Origin of the sequence: Chitinophaga sp. S165 (genome assembly GCF_003182155.1) — a bacterium.
Taxonomy (GTDB): Bacteria; Bacteroidota; Bacteroidia; order Chitinophagales; family Chitinophagaceae; genus Chitinophaga.
Genome location: NZ_QGTG01000009.1, coordinates 73927 through 89172, shown reverse-complemented (window position 1 = coordinate 89172; position 15246 = coordinate 73927). Strand labels below are relative to the sequence as shown.

15 protein-coding genes are annotated in these 15246 nt (G+C 46.2%); 13 read left to right on the top strand and 2 right to left on the bottom strand.

What is annotated here, in order from left to right; genetic code table 11:
* The first annotated feature begins 69 nt into the window (after nt 1–69).
* The 3 genes from C7475_RS26970 to C7475_RS26960 all read left to right on the top strand — a co-directional run bounded on the left by C7475_RS26970 (nt 70) and on the right by C7475_RS26960 (nt 2757).
* Entirely contained in the window at nt 70–996 is a 927-nt protein-coding gene (locus C7475_RS26970) for a helix-turn-helix transcriptional regulator (RefSeq protein WP_110056535.1), read from the top strand.
* Between the two features lie 96 nt (nt 997–1092).
* Nucleotides 1093–2193 (top strand): AI-2E family transporter, encoded by a 1101-nt coding sequence (locus C7475_RS26965; RefSeq protein WP_110056534.1) that lies wholly within the window; start codon nt 1093–1095, stop codon nt 2191–2193.
* A 9-nt stretch (nt 2194–2202) separates the two neighbouring features.
* Entirely contained in the window at nt 2203–2757 is a 555-nt protein-coding gene (locus C7475_RS26960; protein ID WP_110056533.1) for a GNAT family N-acetyltransferase, read from the top strand.
* A 91-nt stretch (nt 2758–2848) separates the two neighbouring features.
* Here C7475_RS26960 and C7475_RS26955 read toward each other — a convergent pair whose 3' ends face one another.
* Nucleotides 2849–4960 (bottom strand): cellulase family glycosylhydrolase, encoded by a 2112-nt coding sequence (locus C7475_RS26955; RefSeq protein ID WP_110056532.1) that lies wholly within the window; start codon nt 4958–4960, stop codon nt 2849–2851.
* Nucleotides 4961–5250: 290 nt separating this feature from the next.
* Here C7475_RS26955 and C7475_RS26950 point away from each other — a divergent pair, with 290 nt between their 5' ends.
* Nucleotides 5251–5742: a GNAT family N-acetyltransferase gene (locus C7475_RS26950; RefSeq protein ID WP_110056691.1), complete on the top strand. Its 492-nt coding sequence runs from the start codon at nt 5251–5253 to the stop codon at nt 5740–5742.
* Nucleotides 5743–5764: 22 nt separating this feature from the next.
* Nucleotides 5765–6178 (top strand): EamA family transporter, encoded by a 414-nt coding sequence (locus C7475_RS26945; RefSeq protein ID WP_110056531.1) that lies wholly within the window; start codon nt 5765–5767, stop codon nt 6176–6178.
* 1491 nt (nt 6179–7669) lie between these two features.
* Here C7475_RS26945 and C7475_RS26940 read toward each other — a convergent pair.
* Entirely contained in the window at nt 7670–8332 is a 663-nt protein-coding gene (locus C7475_RS26940) for a metalloregulator ArsR/SmtB family transcription factor (RefSeq protein WP_110056530.1), read from the bottom strand.
* A 92-nt stretch (nt 8333–8424) separates the two neighbouring features.
* Between C7475_RS26940 and C7475_RS26935 the strand changes: the two genes are divergently transcribed.
* From C7475_RS26935 to C7475_RS26900, 8 genes are all read left to right on the top strand, one after another.
* Nucleotides 8425–9006, top strand: coding sequence for an NADPH-dependent FMN reductase (locus C7475_RS26935; protein ID WP_110056529.1), 582 nt, complete (start codon nt 8425–8427; stop codon nt 9004–9006).
* A gap of 52 nt (nt 9007–9058) precedes the next feature.
* The gene (locus C7475_RS26930) at nt 9059–9388 is read left to right on the top strand and encodes an iron-sulfur cluster assembly accessory protein (RefSeq protein WP_110056690.1); all 330 of its coding nucleotides are present in this window, start codon (nt 9059–9061) and stop codon (nt 9386–9388) included.
* A 41-nt stretch (nt 9389–9429) separates the two neighbouring features.
* Nucleotides 9430–10875 (top strand): Fe-S cluster assembly protein SufB, encoded by a 1446-nt coding sequence (sufB, locus tag C7475_RS26925; protein WP_110056528.1) that lies wholly within the window; start codon nt 9430–9432, stop codon nt 10873–10875.
* Nucleotides 10876–10918: 43 nt separating this feature from the next.
* Nucleotides 10919–11683, top strand: a complete 765-nt coding sequence (gene sufC / locus C7475_RS26920) for a Fe-S cluster assembly ATPase SufC (protein ID WP_110056527.1) — start codon at nt 10919–10921, stop codon at nt 11681–11683.
* A gap of 12 nt (nt 11684–11695) precedes the next feature.
* Nucleotides 11696–13015 (top strand): Fe-S cluster assembly protein SufD, encoded by a 1320-nt coding sequence (gene sufD / locus C7475_RS26915; RefSeq protein WP_110056526.1) that lies wholly within the window; start codon nt 11696–11698, stop codon nt 13013–13015.
* 96 nt (nt 13016–13111) lie between these two features.
* Nucleotides 13112–14359, top strand: a complete 1248-nt coding sequence (locus C7475_RS26910; RefSeq protein WP_110056525.1) for an aminotransferase class V-fold PLP-dependent enzyme — start codon at nt 13112–13114, stop codon at nt 14357–14359.
* Between the two features lie 7 nt (nt 14360–14366).
* Entirely contained in the window at nt 14367–14813 is a 447-nt protein-coding gene (locus C7475_RS26905) for a SufE family protein (RefSeq protein ID WP_110056524.1), read from the top strand.
* Nucleotides 14810–15127 carry a DUF59 domain-containing protein gene (locus C7475_RS26900; RefSeq protein WP_110056523.1) on the top strand — a complete coding sequence of 106 codons (318 nt, stop codon included), beginning with the start codon at nt 14810–14812 and terminating at the stop codon, nt 15125–15127. The genes C7475_RS26905 and C7475_RS26900 overlap by 4 nt, the downstream gene beginning before the upstream one ends.
* Nucleotides 15128–15246 lie beyond the last annotated feature (119 nt).

Below are 15246 nucleotides of genomic sequence, written 5' to 3'. Positions count from 1 at the left end.
TAATAACAGCTTACAGGAACGTTAGAAAAACCTTCGTAAACCATTTAACACCTCAAATCCACATTTACTATGAACCACAACCCTCCGGCTCATGAAATGGAGCTGATGGCACTCAAAGCATTATGTTTTGCAGATGACCACATATCAGAATCGTTCGAGATGAAGGATGTTTCGGAATGGCTTGGGATCTCGTACTCTTACTTCTATCACAGTTTTACCACCGTAACGGGTGAACCGTACTGGCAATACGTCAAACGTCATCGCCTGGAACTCTCTGCAGGTTTGCTCAGACATAGCGGATTTAACGTCAGCGAGATTGCCGACCGTACCGGTTATGCCACCGTTGCAGCCTATACCAAGGCATTCACGCAGTATTTCAACAAGAGTCCCCGCAGCTTCAGGAAGATCGACATTCTCCCGAATGAAAAACGTACCCTGGAAATGGTCGATATCATTGTTCAGGCCTTTGATAAAAAGGGCCACTTCATGACGCCTTTGTTCAGTTTTGAGATGACTGAAACAGACCAGCTGCCGGACAGTACGCTGTTCTATACATTGCTCTCCCGAGGCCAGGACCCGATCGCCCAGATGATCATGAAAATGACCAGGGAGGAAATGCGCATGCGTAACATCGTTTCGGCATTGAACCTGACTAATGCTAAAGTCATCACCAGTACACTCGATTCTGTGCCGGTGAACGACTATGAGCGAATGAGCATGTATGCCGGTATATTGATCCCCAATAAGGATATTACTAATCTCTTCCTGCAAACGGCCGTTGCTGAGCGACTTATGGCCAAACGTATACCCGGAGGACATTATATCACACTGCCGGTACAGACAGACTTTGCGACTGCCGGCATTCCCATGTACGAATTTATTGACAGGTACGTAAAAGAAGGTGTATTCAAAATGAGTGGTACTCACTTCTTTATATCATTGGTGGCCCCGAATTCCTGTGTCATCTATATTCCACATCTTAAACAGTTGCTGTAGAAATCATAGTAGTTGATGTCATTGTTCTTCTAATTGCAATTCTCATTCTCCTTTTCCCTCTTTAACATATATATTTGAGGGAAATACCGACTGTCCATGAATGAGGTGAAGTTGCCGTTTAATGCCAGACTGGCATTTACCCTATTATGTATTATACTGATCATTTATATCGCCCGTCTGGGCCATACTTTGATCATTCCCCTGGCATTTGCTATGCTTGTGGCTATCATGTTATTACCGCTGGCCAGTCAGCTGGAGAAATGGCGTTTCTCCCGTGGCGCAGCCGCATTTACCGTCGTACTTCTTTTTGTGATATTGCTTGTGGGCGTTCTGATGCTGCTCGCAACACAAATGGGGGCTTTTGTGGCGGATTTCCCACAATTGCAACATCAACTGATCCAACAGGTGGAGTCATTACAGACATGGGTAAACGTTAAATTCCATATTGATTCCACCCGGCAGATGGACTACCTGGAACAAATGGCGATGGGCACACTGGGATCTGCTACTTCGTTCGTAAGCACTACCCTGCTCTCTCTATCTTCCATGCTGATCTTCATTATTTTCGTACTGCTGTATTCCTTTTTCCTGCTGCTTTACCGTTCGCTGATCGTCACCTTCCTGATACGACTGTTCAGGGGACAACATCGCGATAAGCTGCTGGACGTGATCATGCAAACACGATACATCATCAAAGGATATGTATCCGGCCTGATGATAGAAATGATCGTGGTCGCCTTTGTAAACTGTTCCATGTTCTGGATACTGGGCATCAAATATGCTACCCTGCTGGGTATCATGGCAGCATTGTTCAATCTCATTCCTTACCTGGGCATATATATTGCTACCATCATCTGTATGGTGCTGACACTGACTAACAGTTCCCTGGCCACTACCATACAGGTCGGCAGCGGCCTGCTGATCGTTCACTTCCTGGACAGTAACATTTTACTGCCACGCATTATGGGTTCCAAAGTGAAGATCAATGCACTTGTCACAATTTTAGGGGTTGTTTTTGGAAACCTTATCTGGGGAGTTCCGGGTATGTTCCTTGCCATTCCTTTCATTGCCATTCTGAAGATCATTTTTGAACATATAGAATATATGCAGCCCTGGGCTATTTTATTGGGCGACGTAACGTTGAAGGGAAAAAAGAAACCGGTGCTCCCAAAGGACCCGGATCCTGTCAGTGAATAAATCGTAAAGATGGAAGTACCTGCGCTTACGACCGGTAACATCAGTCTCCGGCCGATAGATGAAAAGGATATTGCCGCGCTATTCAGCCTGTTCTCACACGAGAAAGTGGTGCGCTTTATGGACATCGAACGTTTTGTCAATGTTTCAGAAGCGGTACAACTGATCACTTTCTTCCGCGACAAACTGACCAGCGGAGAAGGTATGCGCTGGGCTATAACCACGAATGGACGGGATGAACTGATCGGTACCTGTGGCTTTCATCATATAAACAGGACGCACTATAAAATGGAACTGGGATATGATCTCCTCCCTGCTTACTGGGGCAAAGGCATCATGACCAATAGTATACATCGTTTACTGCAATACGGATTTGAGGAGTTACAGATGAACAGGATCGAAGCATATGTTGATCCCGGCAATACTCTCTCCTCTCAATTGCTGCAAAGGCTGGGATTTGAACAGGAAGGCAAGGTCAGACAGGCATTCTTCCAGAAAGGTAGGTTTGTGGACGCATTCATTTATAGCCTGTTGCAGAAAGATTATAAATATGACATGCAGTTTTAGACAGACTCAAAGACTTATCTGATAACTAAAGACATACATAAACAAAAGGAGCTGCCTCATATAGAGACAGCTCCTTTTCTGTTAACTGGTTTTATTCTTTAACGATCTTCTTTATCGTTCTTTTATCTCCCGTAACAATTTGTATGATATACATACCCACAGGCAATTTGCTAACATTCACACGATAAGTGTTTCCTGTTGTCAATCCTGAAAAATAAACCTTTCCATTGATGTCTGAAAGGGTGATCTGGCTTTTCTGTTTATTGCTTGCTGGCAGATTGATCGTCACCTGATCATGTGCAGGCACAGGATAAACTGTGATCTGTGATGCCTGATCGGCTTTAGGAGCAGCAAGTGCAATGGTTGATTGTCTTGCAGCGGCAGTACCGTAAACTTCCAGTTCATAGATTGAATAACCATACTCTGATCCACGTGCCGTACCATGTATGCGAACATATCTTGCAGTTGCAGACAAGCCGCTATGATCGTTATTCAGTGAGGTGTTACCCTGGATGTTTTTCGCTGTCACCCAGTTTGCATTGTCAGTTGAGAACTGTAACAGGTAATCCCTTGCATAGGCAGCTTCCCAGGCTATTTTAACCTGAGAGATATTGTAGTTGCTTCCCAGGTCAACAGTGATCGTTTGCGGATCTACATAAAGGGTAGCTGACCAACGTGTTGTGCTATTGCCATCCACTGCATAATTGCCTGCAAACTCAGCGCCTTCTATAGAAGATACCGCTACTGTTTTATTCAGGGCGATATTGGTAGCAACAGGCGTAGAAACCTGTGTTCCATATACTTCCAGTTCGTAGATAGAATAGCCGTAAGTTGTACCACGGGCAGTGCCATAAATACGAATATAACGTCCGGTACCACTCAGGTTCTGGAAGTCGTTACTCAGTGACGTATTGTTCTGAACGTCTCTCAGGAGACTCCAGTTCGCGTTATCGGCAGAGATCTCTACACGGAAATTCTTACCGTAGGCTGCTTCCCAGTTGATCTTCACCTGAGAGATGCTGTAGTTATTGCCCAGATCAACAGTTATTGACTGCGGATCGATGCCTTCTTCGCTTGCCCAGCGGGTCGATGCATTGCCATCTACTGCATTACCTCCGACAAGTGTACCGTCTTCTATGGATGTAACTGTCACTGTTTTTCCTAACGCCAGGTTAGTAGGAACAGGGTTAGTACCACCACCAGGAAAATCATCCGCAGGAACTAACATACGCTCGCGTACCCATGCACCTGCTGGTTTCAAACGAGCTGGGGTCCACGGACCATTAGAACATGTACCTGACTGCCATACAGCGCCTGAACGGAAGTCGTCGGAGTAGTTCCAGTTTGTCCAGCTGATCTTTTTGTTGCGCATCAGATCGATGTACTGCTGTGCCATAGCGAAATCATTTTCGCCATCGCCACTCGCTTCCTGTGTACCGAACTCGGTTACGAATACAGGAATTCTGTCGGACGCTGTGTTCAGCTGGTTCAGATACTGTGTACGGTGATCTCTCGCATAGAAATGGAAAGTGTACATGATGTTCGGGAACTGCAGCGGATTGTTGAAGATGTCTTGCAGGGAACCATCGCCGGAGAGGCCCATAGTGGACCATCCGTGTGTACCTACAAGGATCACCGCATCATTATCAATAGCGCGGATGAAAGGGATCATCTGGTCTGCATAGGTTTTGATCTTCGCCCAGGTAGCACCTGAGTTAGGCTCGTTACAGATGTCGTAGATAATGTTGTTCTTGTTCTTGTGTGTGTTGGCAATAGCCGAAAAGAATGTTTTCGCTCTGGAGAGGTTGTAGTTTGGATCACCTGGCGATAACTGGTGCCAGTCTACCAATGCATACATGCCACGTGCGGTGGCTTCTTCGATAAGACGGTTCACCTGTGCGGTAAAACCAGCAGGATCGGTTTCGTAACCGCCTTCCTGTACATACAATGAAATACGCAGTACGTCTGCACCCCAGTCGTACGCCAGTGCGTCAAGCGAGGCGGCAGTCAGACAACTTCCCCAGCCGTACCACTGGATACCGTGGGTACTCATACCTCTAAGCTGGATAGGATTGCCATACTGGTTGCAAAGTTTGGTACCGACCACCTTGAGTTGACCGTTTTTAGCTACCGGAGTTTGTGCGTGGGCATACGCTGCTAAGAACAGGCTTAGCAATAGAACAATTGGTTTGATTTTCTTCATGCTTACATGTATTTGGTTATTCTGAGAATACAGGTTGTTCACATTCCGGTTCTGAATTACAGCTGGCTACAGGTACATAACAATGGAGATGAAAAAGGATACGGTTATATCGGGTAAATATATAATATAAATTAAAGAACGGTTTACTCATTTTAAGCGGTACAAAATCCTATGTATACATTAACGTTAGGCAGGAACTACTCACTAACGAGGCAACCTTCTGTAATTTTTATATGGTTGCATTTACTGCTTTTTACTACGTTTGTAAGCATATAATCTTTTTCAGTATAATGAACTACAGGAACGCAACATTAGAAGACCTGCCGGAAATCGTCGCTATTTACAACACTACTATTGCAGGCCGTATGGTAACCGCTGATACCGAACCTGTTACGGTCGAAAGCCGCATTCCCTGGTTCAATGTACACTCGCCCGAGAAACGTCCTTTATGGATGGTGGAAGACAATGGCGTAACTGTTGGCTGGGCCAGTTTTCAATCTTTCTATGGTCGCCCTGCCTACGACGGAACTGCTGAGATCAGCATTTACCTGCATGAAGATCACCGTGGCAAGGGTTATGGCAAGACGATCCTGCGTTATGCTATGGAGCAGTGTCCTTCCATCAAGGTACACACCCTGTTAGGATTTATCTTCGCTCATAATGTTCCGAGTTTACGTTTGTTTGAACAGCTGGGATTTAAGGAATGGGCTCACCTGCCGGATATTGCTGTATTGGATGGTGTGGAAAGGAGCCTGAACATCCTCGGCAAACGTATCTATTAAGATAAAAGTTAATTGATTTATCATGTGGTGGATATATGCTTTACTCTCTGCCTTATTCGCTTCTCTGACTGCCATCTTTGCCAAAGTTGGGGTATCGGGGGTGAATTCAGACCTGGCAACTGCTATCCGGACGATCATCATATTGATCATGGCCTGGGGCATTGTATTTTTCAGGGGTGAGGGCAAGGGTTTACAGCATCTGTCGAAGTTCAGTCTGATCTTCCTGATATTATCAGGGATGGCTACCGGTTTGTCATGGATCTTCTACTTTAAGGCTTTACAAATGGGTAAGGTCTCTCAGGTTGCTCCGGTCGACAAACTAAGTGTTGCGCTGACGATCATTCTTTCCGTCGTTTTCCTCAATGAGGCTTTGACGATTAAAACTGCGATCGGTGCTGTGTTGATCATTGCGGGTACTTTAATACTGATTTTCTAATGATTGACGGGGTCAATTACCATAAGAGATATTCTAGCTGCAATAAGCTGGAAGACCATCTAATTAATTGGCAATTAATCGATAGCACATACTTGACTTAATCAATAGTTTAAGCTTACTACTTATCCGCGGTCCTTTGCTGCGGATTTTTTATTTCCGGAGATATCTGGCTGAGTAGTACCTGTTTCAACTTTATCCCTCCCTCAAAATTTAATTGCCGATATGGTTTGACTACGCTTTATACATGACGTATACATGCTTCATACACGACGCATACATGGATATAACTTGTCAGTCAGAGACGTCCTTATTAAAAAGCGGATGGGGCTTACAGTGATTCTGGTGTTGACCTTCTAGCTCGCAGTTCGGATGGAATCCCTGGCTGCACTTCTTTGAAGCTTCGTGCTTTTGAGCTTTTTTATGGCGGTTAGGCTTTGGAATACTTATTTAACCCCTGGTAGGCCGCATCAGCGTGCTTCAAAGAACTGAAGGCCAGTGATTTCCATCCGAATGCTCACCGCGGCCGGTCTTCAAAACAAATATCAGGGTTCCGTATAGTAGAGCTGGTAGCTTTTTTGTATCTCGATCATATATGTCTCATTTTCAGCTTCTTCATGTTGCCATATTCCTGGTACCACAGGCCTTTTATATAGATTTCACTAAACAAAAGGCCTGTAAAGCGGCCCAATAAGCCTGTGCATAGGAAACCACACCCTTTTTGCGGGTCTGATAAGCTAATGACGAGCCTTGAGCCAGATACGACCTATCTAGCGACTGACGCGACATCGGTAGGTTAGAGCAGATTGACATTGTAAAATCGTGGCATAGGGTTCATAAATAGCATATCTATTAAGGCATCGTGATATGTGCAACAAGATATGCGATACAGTAGCGATAGATATAAGCGACAGATATGCGAACATGTGACGATACATACAGGGCATATATGGTGATACATATGGCAGTACATAACGCTATTAAAGTATGATATCATATTTGGTCGTTCTGCTATTATTTTGGAGACCGGCCGTGGTGAGCATTCGGTTGGAAATCACTGGCCTTCAGTTATTTGAAGTATGCTGAAGTTTCATCCCCAGGGGTTTAATGGAACTACAAACTGCCTAACTGTCCAAAAATGCCCGATAGAAAGGAACTTCAAATAACTGCAGCCAGTGATTCCATCCGAACTGCGAGCTAGAAGGTCAACGCTGGAATCACAGTACCCCCCCATTCGCCAATTCTGGGCTGTCTCGTTTCTGTAAGGTAGATATAACTATATTAAAAGGTCATTTAAAGGTCACTTCAATATCGATTTGATATATAAATACCCTTTTGGTGCCCTTATGGTATCCTTTTAATAAGCCGATCGCCAATTGATCCGGTTGAGGGATGCGATGCGAGAGGTAACGGATGCAGGACGAAATAAATGATGTAAAGAAAAAGGTGTACCCGATAAGGTACACCTCACAAAATATATTCGAAAGCTAATTCTTACTTGGTGGTAATCAACTCCTTAATGCGCGTTATTTTGTATACGCAACGGCGGTCGCCGGCAATGATATGATCAGCACGTTTAACGTCTACGTCTTCTCCCATCAGGGCCTTGAAAGTATTCAGTTCTGATTCGCAAATATTTGCGCACTGGGTAGCGGCACAGCAGATAGGGCAATGGTTCTCGATGAAGACGAAGCCGTCTTCTTCTTCCCGCCATTCTGCAAGATAACCTTCGGAACTACGGATAGACGCAAATTGCGCCAGCCTTTCTGCCAGGCCGGTAATGCCTGTCAGTGCGTTCATATATTTCTCCTGCTGCTGGAACTCGCGGGCAGCCACGACCTTTTCGAGTGCGTCTTCCCCTAGTTCCTTGCGAATGGTTTCTATTATTTGCAGCGTCAGCTCCACATGTGTGTCAGGAAAGTGAGCATGGCCCAGCGGTGTAAGGTCCCAGATTTGAACAGGCCGGCCTACTCCTCTGGATGTTGTAGCCGACACCACAAGCCCCTCTTCTGCCAGCTTCAGCAGCTGCAGACGGGCGCCCTCTCCTGTCATACGTAATGCGGCTGCCAGCATAGCGGCCGATTGAGGCCCCTTCGTTTTCAGTAACTGCAGAAATTTATCGGCAGTCGCCTTTGTGATGGGTCTATAATTTTCCAAGTTATTACTTGTTTTATTCTCAAATGTCGTAATTTTGTAGGAGTTAAAAAAATTTGTTGCCTGAACAACAGCTTAAAACAGAGGAGCATTAAATGAACGTATTGATCTTCAACGGCACAATGGACAGTAGTCCCTATACCACTGCGAACCAGTTGACGGGCTACTTAAGTGAACAGTTCCGCCAAAAAGGATTTTCTACGGAGGTGTTCAGCCCTGTTGACGGCCATATTCCGTTCTTTGCATATCCGAAGGGTGACATGCCCGATTCCGTTAAACATATGTGCGACGTCTTTCTGAAAGCAGATGTGCACGTATGGCTCACCCCCCTCTATCATGGCAGCATGACCGGCGTCATGAAGAATACACTGGATTGGCTTGAAATGACCAGCAAGCTCAGTACTCCTTATTTAACGGGAAAGGTTGTAGCTTTGATATGCTGGGGAGACGGTTCTCAGGCCATGCAGGGCATCAATGCAATGGATTCGGTAGCCAAAGCCCTCAGGGCATGGGTACTACCTTTTTCAGTGCCAATCATGAAAGAGCATTTATATGATACGGAAACCAGGACGTTCACCGCATCTTATAAAAATAAGCTTGACAGGATGATCTCCCTCCTGGGAGACTCCAGGATCGGGGAAAAACGGCCGGTGATAAATACGCCCGGTGACCTCTGATCGGAACAATGGTAAAATAAAGGTGAAATCTGAAATAAAGGAAGCAATTATTATGATAACAGTATCAGAAAAAGCAGGCGAATATATAAAGGCGCTTATGGTCAAGGAGAATCACGCTCCTGGTACCTTCGTACGCGTTGGCGTAAAAGGCGGCGGTTGCTCAGGATTGGAATATGTGTTGAAGTTTGAAGCTACCGACCACCAGGATGGTGATCAGACCTTTGAAGATAAAGGCGTGAAAATAGTGGTGCAGATGAAAAGCCTCCTGTACCTATACGGCACTGAGCTGGACTATTCCGATGGTCTGAACGGGAAGGGGCTTTACTTTAACAATCCCAACGCTACCCGTACCTGTAGCTGCGGGGAGAGCTTCGCGGTGTAAACCTTCACCCGGACTTCTGCATTACTTAATTAACTCGGAAAATGAGAAACAGCAACGAAATAATAGATGACATAGCCAACCGGGAGTATGAGTTTGGCTTTACAACCGACATCGAGATGGAGATGGCGCCGGTGGGTCTTAATGAAGAGACCATCCGCTTTATCTCTGCTAAAAAGGAAGAACCACAATGGATGCTGGAGTGGCGCCTGAAAGGCTTCCAGGCCTTTAAAAAGATGCAGTTCCCAAAATGGCAGCATTTTGAAATGCCTGAACTGGACCTGCAGAAGCTTTCTTACTATGCCGCACCTAAGAAAAAGAAACAACTTAACAGCCTGGATGAAGTAGATCCGGAGCTGCTGGCTACTTTCGAAAAGCTGGGTATTCCCATCAACGAACAGAAAGCACTGGCCGGCGTTGCTGTAGACGTTGTTTTTGACAGCGTTTCCGTTGCCACTACTTTCAAAGAAAAATTACACGAACTGGGCATCATCTTCTGCTCTTTCGGTGAAGCGGTAAGGACACATCCTGACCTCGTAAAAAAATATCTGGGTACCGTAGTACCTCATTCCGATAACATATTTGCCGCGCTGAATGCTGCTGTATTCTCCGATGGCTCTTTTGTATACATTCCGAAAGGCGTGCGCTGCCCGATGGAACTGAGCACCTATTTCCGTATCAACGCGGAAAATACCGGCCAGTTCGAGCGTACCCTGATCATTGCTGACGATGATTCCTACGTAAGCTACCTGGAAGGCTGTACCGCTCCTAAACGTGATGAGAACCAACTGCATGCTGCAGTTGTGGAACTGGTTGCAATGGAACGTGCAGAGATCAAGTACTCTACTGTTCAGAACTGGTATCCTGGTGATAAAGACGGTAATGGCGGTATCTATAACTTCGTGACCAAACGTGGTATCTGCAAGGGAAACAGCAGTAAAATATCATGGACACAGGTTGAAACCGGTTCTGCTATCACCTGGAAATATCCAAGTGTGATCCTCCAGGGCGATGATGCTGAAGGTGAATTCTATTCAGTAGCAGTGACCCGCAACAAGCAGATCGCTGATACCGGTACCAAGATCTATCACCTGGGCCGTAACACCCGCAGCCGTATCATTTCAAAAGGTATTTCTGCAGGTCACAGCGACAACACTTATCGTGGTCTTGTACAGGTAGGTCCGCGTGCTGCGAACGCACGTAACTTCACACAGTGTGACTCCCTGCTGATAGGTGATCGTTGTGGCGCACACACCTTCCCTTATATCGAATCAAGGAACAGCACTGCTACCGTAGAACACGAAGCAACTACTTCCAAGATCGGGGAAGACCAGATCTTCTATCTGAACCAGCGTGGTATAGAAACAGAAAAGGCTGTAGCACTGATCGTAAACGGATATGCACAGGAAGTGCTGAACCAGCTCCCGATGGAGTTTGCGGTGGAAGCGCGTAAACTGCTTTCTATCACACTGGAAGGAAGCGTAGGATAATTAAACAATTTACAAAGCAAAAACAACAGAGAAACATACAATCATGCTGACGATTAAAAATCTGCACGCAGAAGTAGACGGTAAACAGATCCTCAAGGGCATCAACCTCGAGATCAAAAAAGGAGAAATGCATGCTATCATGGGCCCTAACGGTTCAGGAAAAAGCTCACTCTCTTCTGTGTTAGCGGGTCGTGAAAATTATACTGTTACACAGGGTGAAGTGATCTTCGAAGGAAAGAATCTGCTGGACATGTCTCCGGAAGATCGTGCACGCGAAGGCCTGTTCCTGGCGTTCCAGTATCCGGTAGAAATTCCAGGTGTATCTAACCTGCACTTCCTCAAGACTGCCTTAAATGAGATCAGGGCTTACCATAGTCTGCCTGCGATGGAATCAAAAGAATTCCTGAAGCTGACCAAAGAAAAACAGCAGTTGGTAGATTTTAATGCTAACCTGATGAACCGTTCTCTGAACGAAGGTTTCTCCGGTGGTGAGAAAAAGAGGAATGAAGTGTTTCAGCTGGCTATGCTCGATCCGAAATTAGCCATCCTGGACGAAACTGATTCCGGCCTCGATATTGACGCCCTCCGCATTGTAGCTGCCGGCGTAAATAAACTGCGCAGCGCAGATAAGGCTTTTATGGTTATTACCCACTACCAGCGTTTGCTGGAATACATCGTGCCTGACTTCGTGCACGTGCTGTACAATGGCCAGATCGTTAAGACTGGTACCAAAGAACTGGCACTTGAGCTGGAAGAAAAAGGCTACGACTGGCTGAAAGAAGAGGTACACCAGAAAGAATCTGTATAACGCAAAAAGAACATGACGAGCGATAAATCATTCTACGAATTTATATCCAACGGGGTACCTGGTCCCGAGCAGAAAGTAGATGCGGACAACGCCATCCTTCCTGCCCGCAAGCTGGCTTTTGGCCGCTTCAAGGAACTGGGTCTGCCTACCGTGAAAACTGAAGAGTGGCGCTATACTAACATACAGCGCTACCTCAAAGACGCTTTTACCCTGGCACAGGAAGAGCAGGGCACAGTAACGGCAGAACAACTGAAAGCGGCCGGCATCCCACAACTGGACAGCTATCGCGCTGTACTGGTGAACGGACGCTTGCAGGCCGACCTCTCTACCCTGCCTACCGGTGGTAAGATCACCGTTTCCAAAGTGAGCGACGCTGCCGGCAACCCACAATTGCAGGCATGGTTCGACAAACATCCGCACCTGCAGTCGCAGCCTTTCGCTGCTCTGAATGCGGCCCTGTTTGCTGACGGCCTGTTCATCGAAGCAGGTGTGAACGCCAGTCTGGACAAGCCTTTACATATCATTCATGTGTATACTGCTTCGGCGAACGCCTTCATTCAGCCCCGTCACCTGATCGTGCTGCATAAGAGCGCAACGCTGGAAGTAATTGAGAGTGCTGTAGGAATCAATGATAACGCGATCGCTTTCGTAAACGGCGTAACAGAAGTGGTACTGGAAGAAAATGCAGAACTCTGGCATTACAATATCCAGAGCACTGTAAAGAACAGCCGTCACATCTATCATACTTCTACTACACAGAAGGCCGACAGCCGTTATCATCATTTTAACTTCACCCTGCCATCTGCAGAACTGACCCGTAACAACCTCAGCGTAGCGCTGACAGGTAGCAATACGGAAACCAATCTGCACGGCCTCTACCTGGCTACAGGTACCCAGCATGTTGACAACCACACTTTCGTGGATCATCTCGTGCCTAACTGTAACAGTAATGAGCTATACAAAGGAGTATTGCTGGACGACGCCAATGGCGTATTCACCGGTAAGATCCATGTACACCAGGATGCGCAGAAAACAAACGCTTTCCAGCAGAACAACAACCTGCTGATGAGCGAAAAGGCCAACATCAATTCACAACCTCAGCTTGAAATATATGCAGATGACGTGAAGTGTAGCCACGGTTTTACCGTAGGGCGCTTCAGCGAAGAATCTCTGTTCTATCTCCGCTCCCGTGGTATTGGTGAAGAAGCCGCTAAATCATTGCTGGTAAATGCATTCGCATTTGATATTACCGATCAGGTACACATACCGGCTTTACAGGATTTCCTCGCAGAAAAGATCCGCCAGTATGTAGCCGGCGCTATCAATAACTAATTCGATCAGAAATTCCGATCTTTGCACGAGGTCATCCAGGTCCATCCCGGATGACCTCTGATGCTTCAGAGAAGAACGATAAACTTATAGAGTATTATGCAACACGTACCAGACATCACTGTTCCGGCCATAGATGTAGAAAAGATCAGGAAGGATTTTCCGCTGTTACAGGAAAAAGTATATGGATTACCACTCGTATATCTCGATAATGCTGCTACTACACAGAAGCCGCAGATCGTACTGGATACGCTGATGCACTACTATATCCATCTCAACAGCAACGTACATCGCGGTGTACATCATCTCAGCCAGGAAGCAACTGCTGCCTACGAGGATTCCCGTAAGACCGTAGCCTCCTTCCTCAATGCACGTAAATCTGAAGAGATCATCTTTACTAAAGGGACCACCGATAGTATCAACCTCGTTGCCTACTCATTCGGCCGTGGTGAGATCAAACCAGGTGATGTGGTATTGGTATCTGCAATGGAACATCATTCCAATATTGTTCCGTGGCAGATGATGTGTGAAGACAGAGGTGCTGAACTGAAGGTCATCCCTATGGATGAAAACGGAGAACTGATCATGTCTGCATTCACTGAACTGCTGACAGATAAAGTGAAGATCATTGCGCTGACCTACGTATCCAATTCCCTCGGTACTGTTAATCCCGTACGCGATATTATAGCTCAGGCACATGCCCGTAATATTCCTGTATTGCTCGATGCAGCACAGGCGGTGCAACATATGCCTGTGGATGTACAGGAACTGGACGTAGACTTTCTCGTATTCTCCGGTCATAAGATATACGGTCCTACCGGTACCGGTGTGCTGTATGGTAAAGAAGAATGGCTGGACAGACTGCCTCCTTACCAGGGTGGTGGTGATATGATCAAGACCGTTACCTTCGCCAAAACTATCTACAACGTACTACCGTACAAGTTTGAAGCCGGTACGCCGGATATCAGCGGCGCCATTGCGCTTGCAGCTGCTATCAAATACGTACAACAGATCGGTGTTGAAAATATCCAGGCATGGGAAGAACAGCTGGTGGAATATGCAGCGCAACAGCTGCAGCAGATCGAAGGCCTGCGTTTCATTGGTAATGCGAAACATCGTTCCGGAGCTATCTCCTTCCTGGTAGACGATATCCATCCTTATGACCTGGGAGAGCTGCTCGACAAACAGGGTATCGCTATCCGCACCGGGCACCACTGTGCTGAACCTGTAATGGGCTTTTTCTGCATCCCTGGTACCGTACGTGCATCCTTTGCCATGTATACGACTTTCGAAGATATAGACAGATTAGTAGCCGGCATCAAAAAAGCCGCCGCTATGTTAAGATAACAGGATTATGACTATCAAAGAAAAACAGGACGAACTGATATCAGACTTCTCTTTTCTGGAGAACTGGATGGATAAATACGAACACATTATTCAACTGGGTAAGGAACTTCCGCTGATTGACGAAAAATATAAAACGCCCGATCACCTGATTAAAGGTTGTCAGTCGCAGGTATGGTTACATACCGACATGCAGGACGGCAAACTGATCTTCACGGCCGACAGTGATGCAGTGATCACCAAAGGGCTGGTAAGCCTGATGATCACCGTGTTTTCCGGACATACGCCTAAAGAGATCGCGGAGTCTGAAATATACTTTATTGATGCGATCGGATTGAGCAGCCACCTGTCTCCTACCCGTTCCAACGGGCTTCTGAGCATGCTCAAGCAGGTCAAGTTATATGCAATTGCCTATGAGGCAAAATCTCAATCACAAAAAAACGGCAAAGAGTTATGAGCGAAAATACATTGACACTACGCGACAGGATTGAAGAAACATTGCGCACAGTATTCGATCCGGAAATACCGGTGAACATCTTTGAGCTGGGCCTGGTATATGAGATCAAGATCGGTGATAATAACCGTGTCGGCATCATCATGACACTCACCGCTCCCGGTTGTCCGGTTGCTGGCGATATCATACGTGAAGTGGATGAAAAAGTAAGGGATATCGAAGGCGTTTCTGACGTAGATGTGACCCTGACCTTCGATCCACCATGGACGAAAGAGATGATGAGTGAAGAAGCCAAGCTGGAGCTGGGTTTCATGTAAACCAAAGCTATAGCACCACATACGGAAATTATCAGTAAAGCCGGACTGTTATTGCAGTACCGGCTTTTTCATTTCATGCCCCCTCCTGTTCCTGTAAACGTCCGTTATACTATTGTTAT